Here is a 12,592-nt window from a genome sequence, read left to right as displayed (position 1 = left end):
GTGACGCTGGCGCGGAACGACGGCGCTGACCTCCCCCTTAAAAAGCTCCTCCAGCTTCCATCAGAGTCCCCATCTGACCCCATTGCAGGGACGGACGAGATGAAGAAGAAGCGGTTCACAGAAGAGCAGATCATCGGGATTTTACGGGAGCGGGAAGCAGGCGCGAAGGTCGCGGATCTGGCGCGCAAATACGCGGTTTCGGAAGCGACGCTCTACAATTGGAAAGCCAAATTCGGCGGCATGGACGCTTCCGAAGCGAAGCGGCTGAAGGCATTGGAGGACGAGAACGCAAAGCTGAAGAAGCTTCTGGCTGCGGATACCGACGAAGCCGGCCATGCATTCCAATATGAAGCCGGCCACCTATTCCAATCCGAAGCCGGCCGGCATTCCGATTTGATGTCGGCCACCGGCGTTGCTCTGCTGCAGATCGGTTTGAATGATGTTTCGCGTTTTGAACGCGGTCAAGCGGGTTCGTTTTTTGTCGCGGCCGAGCGCCGCTTTGTCACGCGGTTTTCTCGGCCGAGCTGGCAGCACGCCGACGCCGTAATGCGACGCGAGCGCGCCATAGGTCCGATTGATCTCGGGGTCGTAGAACGACGCCTTGTTGACCCCGCTCTTCAGATTGTCAGGAACCAGCAGCCGCGGCGCGCCGCCGAAAAAACGGAACATGCGCACATGTGCCCCGGTTCAATCCGTCAGCTTCTGCGTCCAAGTTGCTTCCGCATAAGTGAGGTTCGAGGTGCCGAGCACGGCGACGAAAATCTCCGCCTCGCGGATCTCGCCCGTGGCTGGGTTCACGATGCCGATGCGCTTGGCCGAATAGTCGACGAAGACCTTGTCGCCGGGCGCATGGCGCTCCCGTATCACCGGCGTCAGTCGTCGCTCAAAGCCGCGAAGCAGATCGCAAAAACGGCTGTAGCCATAACCTTCGGTTGCGTGGCCCGGTATTCCTCCCACAAGATCATCATGTTGACGCCGGCGCGTTTCAGCTCCCGCGCCAGTTCCGCCCAGTCCGGCTCAACCCGGCGGCGCGCACCCGTCTTGACGCCGGCTGCGTGAATAGACGCTTCTCCAGCGCCGCGTCGTCCAACTCCTCGGGCAGCGGCCAGATCACACCCCCGTCGTGGCCCGCTTCAAATTGTCCTGGATCGTGCTGCGCGCCACGCCGAGCCGGCGCCCCATCTCGCGCGCGCGCTCACCCCCTCGTGGGCAAGCCGCAGCATGTGCCTCAGTTGTCCCATGGTCGGTTCTCTCTTCGCCGGCATCCCGTTCTCCCCGTCGATCTCGACAAGGCGGAATGCCAAAGTTGCTGACCTGCAGGCAGCAGACGAAAAGAGGACCAAAGGACTCTCAGGCGGCCGGCTTCATCTCGGAATGGTGGCCGGAATGAAATCGGAGTCCCCGGCGCCGTGAAGCGTGCAGCCGTCGCGCACCTTCGGGCCGTCATGGGCCTGTCGGAGCGTCGGGCCTGTAACATCGTCGCCATCGACCGCACGACGGTTCGCTATACGCCAAAGCGGCCGGCGGATCGGGAACTGCGCGAAAGACTTCGGGAACTCGCCAACGCGCGCCGACGCTTTGGCTATCGGCGACTGTTCATCCTGCTGCGCCAGGAAGGCGAGCGCTCGGGCAAAAAACCCATCTACCGGCTTTACCGCGAGGAAGGGATTACGGTGCGCAAACGCGGCCCGCCACGCCGTCGGAACACGGGTGCCGATCCTTGTCGAGCCAAGGCCGAATGCGCGCTGGTCTTTGGCCTTCGCGCATGACAGTTCGCCTGCGGCAGGTGGTTCCGCATCCTCAACATCGTCGTCGACGACGTGACGCGCGAATGCCTGGCGGCGATCCGCGACACATCGATCTCGGGCAAGCGTGTCGCCCGTGAGCTGTCGACGCTGATCCGAGGGCGCGGAAAACTGGAATGATGTCTCTGATCGCCTCCCATCTTACGAACTGACGCGGGTCGCGGGCGCGACGCGGAGGAGGGGATAAAGCGCGAGAAGTTTCTCGACGATTTTGCAGCCTCATCGCCGAGCGGCACGAAGAGCCGCAGCTTCCAGGCGACGATTCCTGCAATCAAGCCCTGCGCCTTCAGTCGATCGACCATCGTATCGCTGAAGCCCACGAGTTTCGAGCCGATGCCGGTTCATCACGAGCGCGCGCTTGAGAAAGAGTCCGTCGACAAGAACAATGAAACGCCCCGGGTTCCGCGGCACAAAGCCCAAAGGGCCCTCTTACTTTTCCACTTGAGGCGGCGAGAAGATGCCCTATAATATGACCTGTAAATCTGGCAGGATATCTCCCATGGCCGCCCCCAAAGCCCCCGCCGCACAAGTCAAGAAACTCCCCACGCGTAGGACGCATAGGCGCAGAGCGGCTCAAAAGACTGTCATGGCCGCCGGCCCCCTTGCGGCGATCCTAATAGGCAAACGCGGCCTCGTGCAGCTCGATGGCGTCGCCTCGGCCTTCGGCATGTCCAAAGGACAACTCGCCGAAACCATCGGCCTCAGCCGCGAAGCCCTTTATAAGCGCGCGCGTCTCGAGGGACCCAAGACCCAGTCGCGCCTCAAGGAAATGCTCGAAATCGTCTCTCGTATTTCCGACTGGGCGGGTGGCAAGGAGCAGGCGATGGCCTGGTATCGCGCCCAGCCGATTCCGGCGTTCGGCGGCCGAACCGCCGAAGCGCTGGTCAAGGATGGGCAGGCTGGGGCGCTGCGTGACTATCTCGATCACATTGCCCTTGGCGGGTTTGCTTGAGATTCCATGGGACCTGCTACCGGGCGCATGATCCGAGATGGTCCTTCGCGCCGCTCTCTGGTGAAGGCGCGGCGATCCATGGAGGCCGCTTCAATCCGAAAGGCGTTCCAGCGCTCTACCTTGCGCTGACGATCACGACAGCCGTCAAGGAAATCAACCAGGGATTCGCACATAAGATCGAGCCATGCGTGATCTGCTCTTATGACGTCGACTGCGACGACATCGTCGACCTGCGCACCGAGGACGATCGAAAAACCGACGGTGCCTCGCTCGCCGATTTGGCTTGCGCTTGGTTCTCGAACATCTCGCAAGGCAGTGAGCCGCCGTCGTGGCGGATCTCACGGAAGCTGCTCGACGCGGGAAAGGCCGGCATCCTTGTTCCGAGTTTTGCGCCCGGCGCAACCTCCGCCGATCAAAATCTCGTGCTTTGGAAATGGGGCAAGAGTCGCCCTCACCAAGTTTCCGTTTACGATCCGAGCGGTCGGCTACCCAAGGATCAGCTCTCATGGAGATAGTGTAGTTTCGCTTCCTGCACTTCCGGATAAAGGTGTCCGATTTTGATCGATCGCGGGCTTTTGTGTTGAGCCATAACGAGCACGCAACACCAAATACGCAGGGAGCCGAGAAGGAATGCGACATCTCTATATTGCAGCTACAATATTTGTCAGAACTCAATAGACAAGTCGCAGCTTGTGCTCGTTAGAAATGTCACAGGCAGCGCCCGCAATCTCGGGGTTCGGGCAGCGCGCGGCGCAGCCGGTCGGGTTAGCGCAGCCGCGCTGCTCGAACGGAACCCGCAATCTCTCAGAGACATTCAGCCTACCTTGAAAATGCTCTTGGCGTGGCCCCACGGCGCGGCGCCTTTTTGCTGCGGCTCTCACCGAGTTGCTTCTGGCGGTCTGCGATATAGGCCAGAACGGGCCCCAATCGCTTGTTCTCGACAATGGCGGCTTGATCGACCTGCTGCACCTTATCGAAAATGCGATAGGGCAGCTCGCGGCCCTGGTGCTTGATGACGAAGCGGCCATCCGGATAGTCGAAAATCGTCACGCGCTGGCGGGCGAGGGGAGGTGTGATCTCGTTCGCCTCGAGGATGAATAGCACCTTGTCGTGTTGAAGCGTCAGGCTGTTGGAGACCGTGCGATCCTCCTTCCAAGCGAAAACCTCATCAAGATCGTCGTCCTTGCAAAGCGGCCGGTGAAGATCTTTGTCGCTGAAAGGGGAACCGGCGATTGTAATCCTCCATGAACGCCGGCAAGAAAGCGTTGCCGGCTTCCATCGTCGAGATTCCGGCGAGCCGAAGCTCCTTCAAAAGCCGATCCTGCAACGTCAGATTCGCGCGCTCCACTCTGCCTTTCGCCTGGCTGGTATTCGCGCAGATGATATCGATGTTTAGCTCATGCAGCGCTCGGCCAAATTGCGTCATGCCGTTGCCACCCGTCGCACCGGTCTTGTTCACGCGAAACGCATGCTTGTCCGAGTAAAAAGCCACCGGCTTGCCGTAGTGCTGCAAATACGTGCGAGCGGCGACGAAATAATCGAACGTCGATTCGGTCTCGATAAAAGCCAAATGCATGATCCGGCTCGTGGCGTCGTCGAAGAAAACGAGCAGGGTGCATTGAGGGCCACGATCCTCAAACCACCAATGCTCGGAGCCATCGATCCGACTAAGTTCGCCGACGCAGTCGCGCCGATGCCTCGGCTGGTGAACCGGTTTGAGACGTTGCCGGCGATCTTTCCAGAGCCCTTCAGCCAGCATCCAACGCCGCACTGTTTCTACGCCCAAACGCAATCCGTGACGTTCAGAAAACTTTTTCGGCCGCCAACGTCGGACCAAAGTCTGAGTAGTTGGCTCTTATCAGCGCCAGCACTTCAGTCCTGACGACCGGCGGATACGATCGGTTGCTCGGCTTGCCCCGTCGCTTCGATAATAGCGCCGATGGCCCATCTGCCCGATAAACCTGCAACAAGCGAAACACCTGGCGCGGCGTCATGCGCATCAGCTTCCCGGGCCGGAATCCGCTCTCCAATAACATCACGCAACACATATAACCGGTCGATCTCCGCGCCGCTCATCGACAAGAGCGTCATCACTCACTTCTCCAAGCGGGTCGCCTCGGGATGAGTGACATCTCTAACGGGGAGAGCTGTGACCTTTCTAATGGGGTTCTACATCCATTGTCACAGCAAGGCAGAAATGGCGCTGCTTGTGCAAAGTTGAAATGTCACCCGTCGGGCTTCCCGGATGCTGCGGGTTCGAGCAGCGCGGCAGAGCTGGTCGGGTTGCGCTGCCGCGCTGCTCGAACGGAGCCGTACCTTTCTGCTAAGCTTTAGCCTACCTTGAAAAGCGCTCAACTGACCTTGAACATATGCCGCTCGGCCTGGCCCCGGCGGCGCGGGGCTTTCTTGGAGCGTCCCTCGGTCTGCGTCTCCTGCCGCGCGGCGATGTAGGCCAGCACTTCGCCAAGCCGCTTGTTCTCGACGATCGCCGCCTGATTGATCTTCTGCAGCTTGTCGAATGTTCGGTACGGCAGGTCGAGGCCCTTGTGGCGGATGGCGATGCGACCGTCGGGGTAGTCGACGATCATTAGGCGCTGACGGGCGAGGGGACGCGTGATCTCGTTCGGCTCAAGCATGAACAGCACTTTGTCGTAATGAACCGTCAGATTGTGCGTCAGCGTGCGTTCTTCTTTCCAAGCGAATACGTCGCCAAGCAGCTGGCGCCCGTCATGCGGCCGATGCGCCGCATGTTGAATCCGGCTCGTCGCGTCGTCGATATAGACGATCAGCGTCACTTCGGGGCCGCGATTCTCAAACCAGTAGTGACGTGAGCCATCGATCTGAACGAGTTCGCCGACGCGCTCGCGCCGATGTCGAGGCTGATGAACCGGGGGTAGGCGATGCTTGCGGTCGATCCAAAGCCCGTCTTCAATCATCCATTTGCGCAGCGTCTCACGTGAGACGAGGCACGCGTGGTTCTCTCGCAGCTTCTCGACGGCGAGCGTCGGACCAAAATCGGCGTAGCGCTCTTTGACGATCGCCATAGTGAGTTCGCGGACGGCGGCGGGCAGTTTGTTGTTCCTCGGCCGGCCTCGGCGTTTTGACGCCAGACTGGCGGCGCCATGCGCTCGAAAATCCCTGCGGAGGCGAAGCACTTGCCGCAGACTTATGTTGAGAAGTTGCGCCGCGTCCCCAATCCGTAATCGTCCTGAATCAATGTCCATCAAAACACGAAGCCGCGAAAACTCTCTTTCGCTCATAGAGACCACCATGCCGCCGCCCGTCCTCAGTCGATGCGCTTATCGAGGGGAGCGACATCTCAACTTTGCGGGCCGGTGACATCTGTATATTGCAGCTACATCCATGATTCGCATAATTTGGATTATGGAACTAAAACAATATGTTACGAAGATTTTGCGTAAGTTATTTGCGTAAGTTAAATGTCTTCGTCACCGCCACGTCCGACAGACGCCGCGCCGCCCGGCGCATCGCAACGACGTGCTGCAAGCCACTGAAGACGCAACGCCTGGGTTTGCAGCATGCGGCGGAGGCCTGTGTATACTGAAAACTATATCCGGACGTAATGGTGATGAAGTCCGCCGAGAATGGGGTGTGGTTTTAAGTCTCCAATCCTATGAGCGCATCGGCAAGCACGCGCTGATCGCGCATCAGCGTTACGCGCACGCCAAGCAGTTCAAACGCGCGAACAAGGCGTTGCGCAAACTCCACACGTTTCTGGGCCGCGTCGAGCGCGACATCGCGCGCAGGATCAAAGATGACTTCTCGTTGCGCGCGATTTTCGCGCGTCCGCTCTATCTCGCCGAGCGCGTGCGCGAGCAAAGGCAGAAGCAGCGGGGCAAGAAGGTCTATTCCCTGCACGCGCCCGAGGTGGAATGCATCGGCAAGGGCAAGGCGCATCGCCCCTACGAGTTCGGCGTGAAAGTGTCGGTGGCGACGACGCTGCATCCCTCGAAGGGCGGCCAGTTCGTGGCCCATGTGAATTCGCTGCCGGGCAATCCTTACGACGGCCACACGCTCGCCGTCCTCATTCCGGAAATGGAGACGCAGATCGGCGCACAGATGAAGCGCATCGTCGCCGACCGCGGCTATCGCGGCCACAATGCCCCGGAGACGCATAAGTTCAGGGTCTACATCTCGGGCCAGAGACGGCGCATCACCGAGGCGATCAAGCGCGAACTGCGACGCCGTTCCGCCGTCGAGCCGGTCATCGGCCATCTGAAAGCCGACCATCGCATGGGCCGCAACTTCCTCGCCCATGCGGTCGGCGACGCCATCAATGCCGTCCTCGCCGCCGCAGGCTACAACTTCCGCCGCTTGCTCGCCTGGCTCGCAAGCTTGTGCGCCCTCTTGCTCGCCGAGCTCGCCGGCCCGACACAATCAGAAAATAACCCCGTCACGCCGCAAGGACCGTTCTTCACGGACGACTGCTTAGTATGACCCTTGAAGGAAGACCCGACGACCGGCAGGTCGAGACGACTGCCAGCGCAATTTATCTGAATTTGCGGAGGCTACAGCCGTACGTAACACTGCAATCCTATGGCCCCGGTTTTTGGGAGATAATCGCTTCGACCTCGCCCAAAATGATCGTCAAAGCGGGTAACGACAAAGCGTCGGGTATATCGCTTATGCTAACCAACAGGTATGATCCGCCCGAGCTATACATTGAAGAAATTAACTCGCTGCGAGTTGGGATGGGCGCACAGATGGTGGGCGCAATCATCGATGCGTTAAAATACCAACCCAGAGCCTTTCAAATCAGACTCAATGACCGGTCGCCAATAGTGAGAGACGACCTTACCTGGTGGCAGCACATCATCTCGGCGCATCCAGAATTCACATGGGTCAGAACGCAATTTTAAAATGAGGTGGCAACAGCGCGGACGACTGTCAGGAATCTTGTGTGTCAGGCCCACATTGCCATTCCGAACCATTCGTCGAGCATGGTGGCGTGCATGGAAGCAATCATCTTCTACATCCTCCTCATTGACGCAATCAGCGCCAATCTGATGGCTCGATTTGGTAGCGAGTGGTACGTGCACAACTTCCGCACGATCTCCCGCTGGTTCCCGCCGGCGGAGGGATGGGCGCTCTATTACTTGGCGCTTGTCTTGTGGGTCGGCTCGCTCCTCTACCGCACTGGCAAGCTGTTTTAATCGCCGTAATGGACAGCATGAGCATTCGCGGCATGCTGACAAGCGGTATAATGCAGTAAGCAGCCTCCCCCTCGCGCTTCGACGCGCCACTGTGGTGCGTCGATTGTGAGGAAGAGCACAAATGCCGCGAATTGACACCGCACGATTGCATCCGCGAATTAAATGATGCGTTCCACAAGACGTTGATTTGCTCGAAAGGCTCGCCTGTTCTGACCGCCGGCTTCGCTTCCCTACCGAGCGACGAGCAGGCTACCGGAATGCGCCGCGATAAAGGCCAGCGTGATGGCGATCGTTGGAGTGAAGGGAGCCGAACGGAAAGTAGCGGCGAGACGCCCGATCTTCAGCCGCGCGGCAGATCGAACAATCGATCGATTTTCGCCGCTATGATGAAGTCGTTCTCGTGCAGGCCCTTGATCTTCTTGGTATGCAAGGAGACTGTGGCGTATCCCCAGCCGAAACTCACGTCAGGATGATGGCCTTCGGCATCGGCGAGTTCGCTTACGGCGGTGACGAAGTTCAGCGCCTCGCGGAAATTCGCGAAGAGGAAACGGCGCTCGATGCGATGCGCATCGTCGCACAAATCCCAGTCTTGGACATTCGCCAGAAACGCCTCGGCTTGCTCACGCTCGAGAGGCGGAACGCCGCCGCGGCAGGGTACGCAGGTCTTCTCCGCGAGAGCCATAGTCATCGATCGAACTCCTCGAACACGATATCTAGCGCGCCGCCGATCGCTGACACGCCGGCCAGCCAACACAAAGAGCAGTACAATGGGATGAAGAATTCTCTCGGCCGACGCGGCGACGATAGCGGATCATGAAGCGGATGAAATCGCGGCGGCAGGCCCAGAAATTCCTTTCGATGCACGATCAGACCGCCAATCTTTTCCAATTTCGCCGTCGCGAGAATATGTCTGCGCCTGATTGTCACGCCTTTCGCGACCATGCCTTTGCGGCCTGGCCCGAGATCACAAGCGCTCAGCTCGCCGCGCGAAGGAGCCGTTATCCGGAAAACCACCTCTTCGCGTCCACGGTCAGGTTAACTTGACGGCGCCCCGAACCGGACTACGTCATGGAGAATTCGTCAGCGTCGAGCAACTCCATGCAGAGCAACCCGGATATTCCAACCAGGAGACGGGCATGGCCAAGAAAGAAAATGCGATCAAGAGCGACGACAAGATCATCGCCATGCTCAACCGCATCATGGAAAGTGAACTGGCGGGGGTGGTGCGCTATACGCACTATTCCTTGATGGTATTCGGCTACAACCGCCTCCCGATCATTTCCTGGCTGCGCGGACAGGCAGACGAATCTCTCGCCCATGCGCACCAGGCGGGTGAGCTGATCACTCACATCGGCGGCCATCCGTCGCTTCACATCGGCCCGCTGCTGGAAACCCACAAACACGATATCGGCGATATCCTGCGCGAGTCGCTGGCCCACGAAGGGGCGGCGTTGCAGCTTTACCGCGACCTGCTCAAGGAAGTGGAAGGCGTGTCGGTGATGTTGGAAGAGTATGCGCGCAAGATGATCTACACCGAGGAACTGCATCAGGGAGAGGTCAACAAGATGCTGCGAAAACCGGGGGACGTGTCCGTTTTTTCCGGTCGCTGATCAGCCCCTGCCTCGCCCTGGCAAAATGCTTTTGCCGAACGGTTAATCGGGTCGATCCGACGCGAGTGTGTCGACCATCTCATCGCTCGATCGAGCTGCGCAACGCGCACTACAACCTACACATCATCCGCAGGGCGCTGGCGCGGCCGGGTAACGGGCCGCGGCTGTGAGCGCAGCGGGCCCGCGCATGCCGGAAGCGGTGTGCGCGGTCCACTCAGGCGGCCCTGGCCGCTGCCGAAGCGGACCCCCACGCTTCACAACTCAGGGGGTGTCCTCCTTCCGCCAAAAAGGGCGGATGCGGCGGGCCAAAAAACCGGACTTTTTCGAAGCAAAACGCGCCCCTCGTTGTCAGCTATGTTGTTGAATTTCGACACGCTATGAAGGCAGTAGACCGGACAAAAAACGGACGCAGAAACGGGCAATGGCGGGGGCGGGACGTTTCCCCTTACGGACGCGCTGCTGAATCGCAGCCGCTTCTGAACGCCAATCGACGGGCCGTTTTGTGTTAATTTAAAATAACCTGTATTCTAGACAAGTTGCTTCAAATCAACCAATGCATTAGCCATACCTTGACTTAACAGTAATCTTCGTGATATGTTATTTTAAAGCATCTCATGCGCGTAAGAAGTAGCTTTAAAATGCCATGACCCGTGTAAGCAAGATCGCAGAGGCACCACCCTACGCCGTCGAGACGGCCCTAAAGCGCCTCGGCGCGAATATCCGTACGGCACGGCTGCGCCGCGGCCTGCGCCTCGACGAGCTTGCCGCAAAAATCGGGCTGTCCCGCTTCGCACTATCCGATGTCGAAAAGGGCAAGCCGACGACCGGCATCGCCGCTTACGTCGGGGCGCTCTGGGCCCTCGGCCTGCTCGGCGACATGGAAACGGTTGCCAGCCCCGACCGGGATGAGGAAGGCAAGACCCTGGAAGCCGCGCGCCGGCCGAAGACCGCTCATGGCAGCAGGAAGCTGGACAATGAGTTCTGAGCGCGAATGTTTCGTCTATATCGTTCTGCCCGGCGCGACGGAGTTCGTGACAGCCGGCCGTTTCCGCGTGACCACCGACCGAACCGGGGTTGCGCGCGGCTCTTTCGTCTACGGCAAGAGCTATCTTGCCCGGCCCGACGCCGTTGAATTCGACCCCATCGAATTGCGCCTTGCGCCGCGTGTCTATGAGACCGTGCGGCTTGACGGCTTCTTCGGCGCGATCCGGGATTCCATGCCGGATTATTGGGGCCGCAGGGTGATCGAAAAACACGCCGGCCTCACCGTTCTCGAAGAATTCGACTATCTGCTGCAAGGGCCGGACGATCGCGCGGGCGCGCTCGGATTCGGGCTCAATGTCACTCCGCCCGCGCCGCGCCGCGCGTTCAACAGCACCCTCGACCTTGCGCGTCTCCAGGCCGCCGCCGATGCCATCATGGCGGATGACGCGGACCGGGCCGATGAAATCGTGGCCCAGGCCGGCAATCTGGTCGACCCCGGCACTTCGATGGGCGGCGCCCGTCCCAAGGCTGTCGTCCAAGACGACGGCAGTCTCTGGATCGCGAAATTCAGCGCGCGCGAAGACCGCTTCAACTATCCGCGCGTCGAGCATGGCATGTTGCGCCTTGCCGCCGAATGCGGCCTTCATGTCGCGGACAGCCGTATTGAAACCGTCGGCGGCAAGGATGTCCTGCTCGTGCGTCGCTTCGACCGCGACCCCACCGAAAGCGGCTATCGCCGTCACCGCATGGTCAGCGCCCTCACCTTGCTGCGGACGGGTGACCAGCCGGAAGACCGCGCGCAGTGGTCCTACCTCCTCCTTGCCGATGAAATCAGGCGCGTCAGCGCTGCACCGGAAGCCGATCTCCGGGAGCTGTTCGGCAGGATTTGTTTCAATGCGGCGGTTTCCAATCTCGACGACCACCCGCGCAATCATGCGGTGCTCGGCAAGGACAGGAGTTGGCGGCTCAGCCCCGCCTACGATCTCACGCCAACCCCGGCCATCGCCGAGGAGCGGCGCGACCTTGCGATGACATGCGGCCCCTATGGCCGCTACGCGAACCGCGTCAATCTGATCGCCGACCACGGCCGTTTCCTGCTTTCGGAAGATGACGCGGCGGCAATCTTCGACCGCATCGCCGCAACGGCAAAAGAGCACTGGCGCCCGCTCATGCGCAGCATCGGAGTGACCGAACGCGGCTGCGAAATCATCGCCCGCGCCTTCGTATACGGCGGACTCTTCCTGCAAGAGCGCGAGGCCTGATCGATGAGGGTCTACGATATCGATCACGAGCACGCCATCACGCCGCAAACCCCTCGCCTGCCTTGCCTGCACGTTTGACGGCGGCCTCCTGCGTACAGAAACCCTCGAAGAATGGCGGGATTTTTCAGAGTTCGAGCGGGCGCTGAAACGCCCCGGGCCGTGGATCGCCGGCATTGACTTTCCATTCGGTCAATCCCGGCAATTCATTGAAAACATCGGCTGGCCAGCCGACTGGGCCGGCTATGTCCGCCACGCGCAAAGCCTCGGACGGGCCGGATTCCGGAAAGCGCTCGACAGCTAACGCGCGTCCCGGCCTGACGGCGACAGAGAATACCGCCGCCAGACAGACATGGCCGCGGGGTCGATAAGCCCGCAAAAACTTTATGGCGTTCCGATCGCTTTGATGTTCTCCGAAGGCGCTCCGCGCCTGATCGACGCAAACGTTACGATTCCGCGTCTCCAGGACGGCGACCCCGGGCACATCGTCGTCGAGGCCTACCCCGGCATGCTCGCCCGCTCGATCATCGGCCGCCGCAGCTACAAGCAGGACACGAAAAAGAAACAGACACAAGACCAGCGCACCGCGCGGCTTCAACTCCTCTCTGCCCTGCGTGATGGTGACGCGGAAGCTCGTTACAGCTTCGCGATCGAAGCATCGGAAGCGCTCTGCCACAATCCCGGTGGAGACCATCTCGATGCTCTGCTTTGCGCCATACAGGCCGCCTGGGCTTGGCGGAACAGAGAGAACGGGTTCGGGGGCGCCTGAAACGCTCGACGCTGCCGAAGGCTGGATCGCCGATCCGCA

Annotated in this window: 11 protein-coding genes and 4 pseudogenes; 11 read left to right on the top strand and 4 right to left on the bottom strand. The window is 60.1% G+C overall.

The features are described from left to right. Positions 1-99 precede the first annotated feature (99 nt). The 4 genes and pseudogenes from NEI07_RS18185 to NEI07_RS18170 all read left to right on the top strand — a co-directional run. Positions 100-312, top strand: a pseudogene (locus NEI07_RS18185) (transposase); the annotation flags it as partial. 1,094 nt (positions 313-1,406) lie between these two features. Next, a pseudogene (locus NEI07_RS18180) lies at positions 1,407-1,916 on the top strand (IS3 family transposase); the annotation flags it as partial. Positions 1,917-2,391: 475 nt separating this feature from the next. Continuing rightward, positions 2,392-2,757 (top strand): antitoxin Xre/MbcA/ParS toxin-binding domain-containing protein, encoded by a 366-nt coding sequence (locus NEI07_RS18175; protein ID WP_256036560.1) that lies wholly within the window; start codon positions 2,392-2,394, stop codon positions 2,755-2,757. Further along, on the top strand, positions 2,754-3,272 hold the full coding sequence (locus tag NEI07_RS18170; RefSeq protein ID WP_256036559.1) for an RES family NAD+ phosphorylase: 519 nt from the start codon (positions 2,754-2,756) through the stop codon (positions 3,270-3,272). Before NEI07_RS18175 ends, NEI07_RS18170 begins: the two co-directional genes overlap by 4 nt. 304 nt (positions 3,273-3,576) lie before the next feature. Here NEI07_RS18170 and NEI07_RS18165 read toward each other — a convergent pair. Together NEI07_RS18165 and NEI07_RS18160 are read right to left on the bottom strand one after the other, a co-directional pair. Then, positions 3,577-4,848, bottom strand: a pseudogene (locus tag NEI07_RS18165) (ISNCY family transposase). A 260-nt stretch (positions 4,849-5,108) separates the two neighbouring features. Beyond that, positions 5,109-6,029, bottom strand: a complete 921-nt coding sequence (locus NEI07_RS18160) for a helix-turn-helix domain-containing protein (RefSeq protein WP_256036557.1) — start codon at positions 6,027-6,029, stop codon at positions 5,109-5,111. 355 nt (positions 6,030-6,384) lie between these two features. Between NEI07_RS18160 and NEI07_RS18155 the strand changes: the two are divergent. The 3 genes and pseudogenes from NEI07_RS18155 to NEI07_RS18145 all read left to right on the top strand — a co-directional run. Continuing rightward, positions 6,385-7,215: pseudogene (locus tag NEI07_RS18155) on the top strand (transposase); the annotation flags it as partial. Continuing rightward, entirely contained in the window at positions 7,212-7,637 is a 426-nt protein-coding gene (locus tag NEI07_RS18150) for a hypothetical protein (RefSeq protein WP_256036555.1), read from the top strand. The pseudogene NEI07_RS18155 and the gene NEI07_RS18150, both read left to right, overlap by 4 nt. Positions 7,638-7,730: 93 nt before the next feature. Beyond that, positions 7,731-7,931 carry a hypothetical protein gene (locus tag NEI07_RS18145; protein ID WP_256036552.1) on the top strand — a complete coding sequence of 67 codons (201 nt, stop codon included), beginning with the start codon at positions 7,731-7,733 and terminating at the stop codon, positions 7,929-7,931. 340 nt (positions 7,932-8,271) lie between these two features. Here the strand turns inward: NEI07_RS18145 and NEI07_RS18140 are convergent, their stop codons facing one another. Then, positions 8,272-8,619, bottom strand: coding sequence for a 4a-hydroxytetrahydrobiopterin dehydratase (locus NEI07_RS18140; RefSeq protein WP_256036550.1), 348 nt, complete (start codon positions 8,617-8,619; stop codon positions 8,272-8,274). Positions 8,620-9,067: 448 nt separating this feature from the next. Between NEI07_RS18140 and NEI07_RS18130 the strand changes: the two genes are divergently transcribed. The 3 genes from NEI07_RS18130 to NEI07_RS18120 all read left to right on the top strand — a co-directional run bounded on the left by NEI07_RS18130 (position 9,068) and on the right by NEI07_RS18120 (position 11,787). Then, the gene (locus tag NEI07_RS18130) at positions 9,068-9,541 is read left to right on the top strand and encodes a ferritin-like domain-containing protein (protein WP_256036549.1); all 474 of its coding nucleotides are present in this window, start codon (positions 9,068-9,070) and stop codon (positions 9,539-9,541) included. 643 nt (positions 9,542-10,184) lie between these two features. Then, complete coding sequence (locus tag NEI07_RS18125; RefSeq protein WP_256036548.1) at positions 10,185-10,526, top strand: helix-turn-helix domain-containing protein; 342 nt, start codon at positions 10,185-10,187, stop codon at positions 10,524-10,526. Further along, on the top strand, positions 10,516-11,787 hold the full coding sequence (locus NEI07_RS18120; protein ID WP_256036547.1) for a type II toxin-antitoxin system HipA family toxin: 1,272 nt from the start codon (positions 10,516-10,518) through the stop codon (positions 11,785-11,787). Before NEI07_RS18125 ends, NEI07_RS18120 begins: the two co-directional genes overlap by 11 nt. Before the next feature lie 124 nt (positions 11,788-11,911). Here NEI07_RS18120 and NEI07_RS18115 read toward each other — a convergent pair whose 3' ends face one another. Then, on the bottom strand, positions 11,912-12,040 hold the full coding sequence (locus NEI07_RS18115; protein ID WP_256036546.1) for a hypothetical protein: 129 nt from the start codon (positions 12,038-12,040) through the stop codon (positions 11,912-11,914). 96 nt (positions 12,041-12,136) lie between these two features. Here NEI07_RS18115 and NEI07_RS18110 point away from each other — a divergent pair, with 96 nt between their 5' ends. Next, on the top strand, positions 12,137-12,553 hold the full coding sequence (locus tag NEI07_RS18110; RefSeq protein WP_256036544.1) for a DUF429 domain-containing protein: 417 nt from the start codon (positions 12,137-12,139) through the stop codon (positions 12,551-12,553). The last annotated feature ends 39 nt before the right edge of the window (positions 12,554-12,592 follow it).

Origin of the sequence: Methylocystis suflitae (assembly GCF_024448135.1) — a bacterium.
GTDB lineage: Bacteria > Pseudomonadota > Alphaproteobacteria > Rhizobiales > Beijerinckiaceae > Methylocystis > Methylocystis suflitae.
This window is presented reverse-complemented; position numbering and strand designations above follow the sequence as displayed.

Coding starts and splice junctions, on each gene's coding strand:
- NEI07_RS18175 (WP_256036560.1), top strand. CDS start 2,392: ATGGCCGCCGGCCCCCTTGCGGCGATCCTAATAGGCAAACGCGGCCTC.
- NEI07_RS18160 (WP_256036557.1), bottom strand. CDS start 6,029: ATGGTGGTCTCTATGAGCGAAAGAGAGTTTTCGCGGCTTCGTGTTTTG.
- NEI07_RS18150 (WP_256036555.1), top strand. CDS start 7,212: ATGACCCTTGAAGGAAGACCCGACGACCGGCAGGTCGAGACGACTGCC.
- NEI07_RS18145 (WP_256036552.1), top strand. CDS start 7,731: ATGGAAGCAATCATCTTCTACATCCTCCTCATTGACGCAATCAGCGCC.
- NEI07_RS18140 (WP_256036550.1), bottom strand. CDS start 8,619: ATGACTATGGCTCTCGCGGAGAAGACCTGCGTACCCTGCCGCGGCGGC.
- NEI07_RS18130 (WP_256036549.1), top strand. CDS start 9,068: ATGGCCAAGAAAGAAAATGCGATCAAGAGCGACGACAAGATCATCGCC.
- NEI07_RS18125 (WP_256036548.1), top strand. CDS start 10,185: ATGACCCGTGTAAGCAAGATCGCAGAGGCACCACCCTACGCCGTCGAG.
- NEI07_RS18120 (WP_256036547.1), top strand. CDS start 10,516: ATGAGTTCTGAGCGCGAATGTTTCGTCTATATCGTTCTGCCCGGCGCG.
- NEI07_RS18110 (WP_256036544.1), top strand. CDS start 12,137: ATGGCCGCGGGGTCGATAAGCCCGCAAAAACTTTATGGCGTTCCGATC.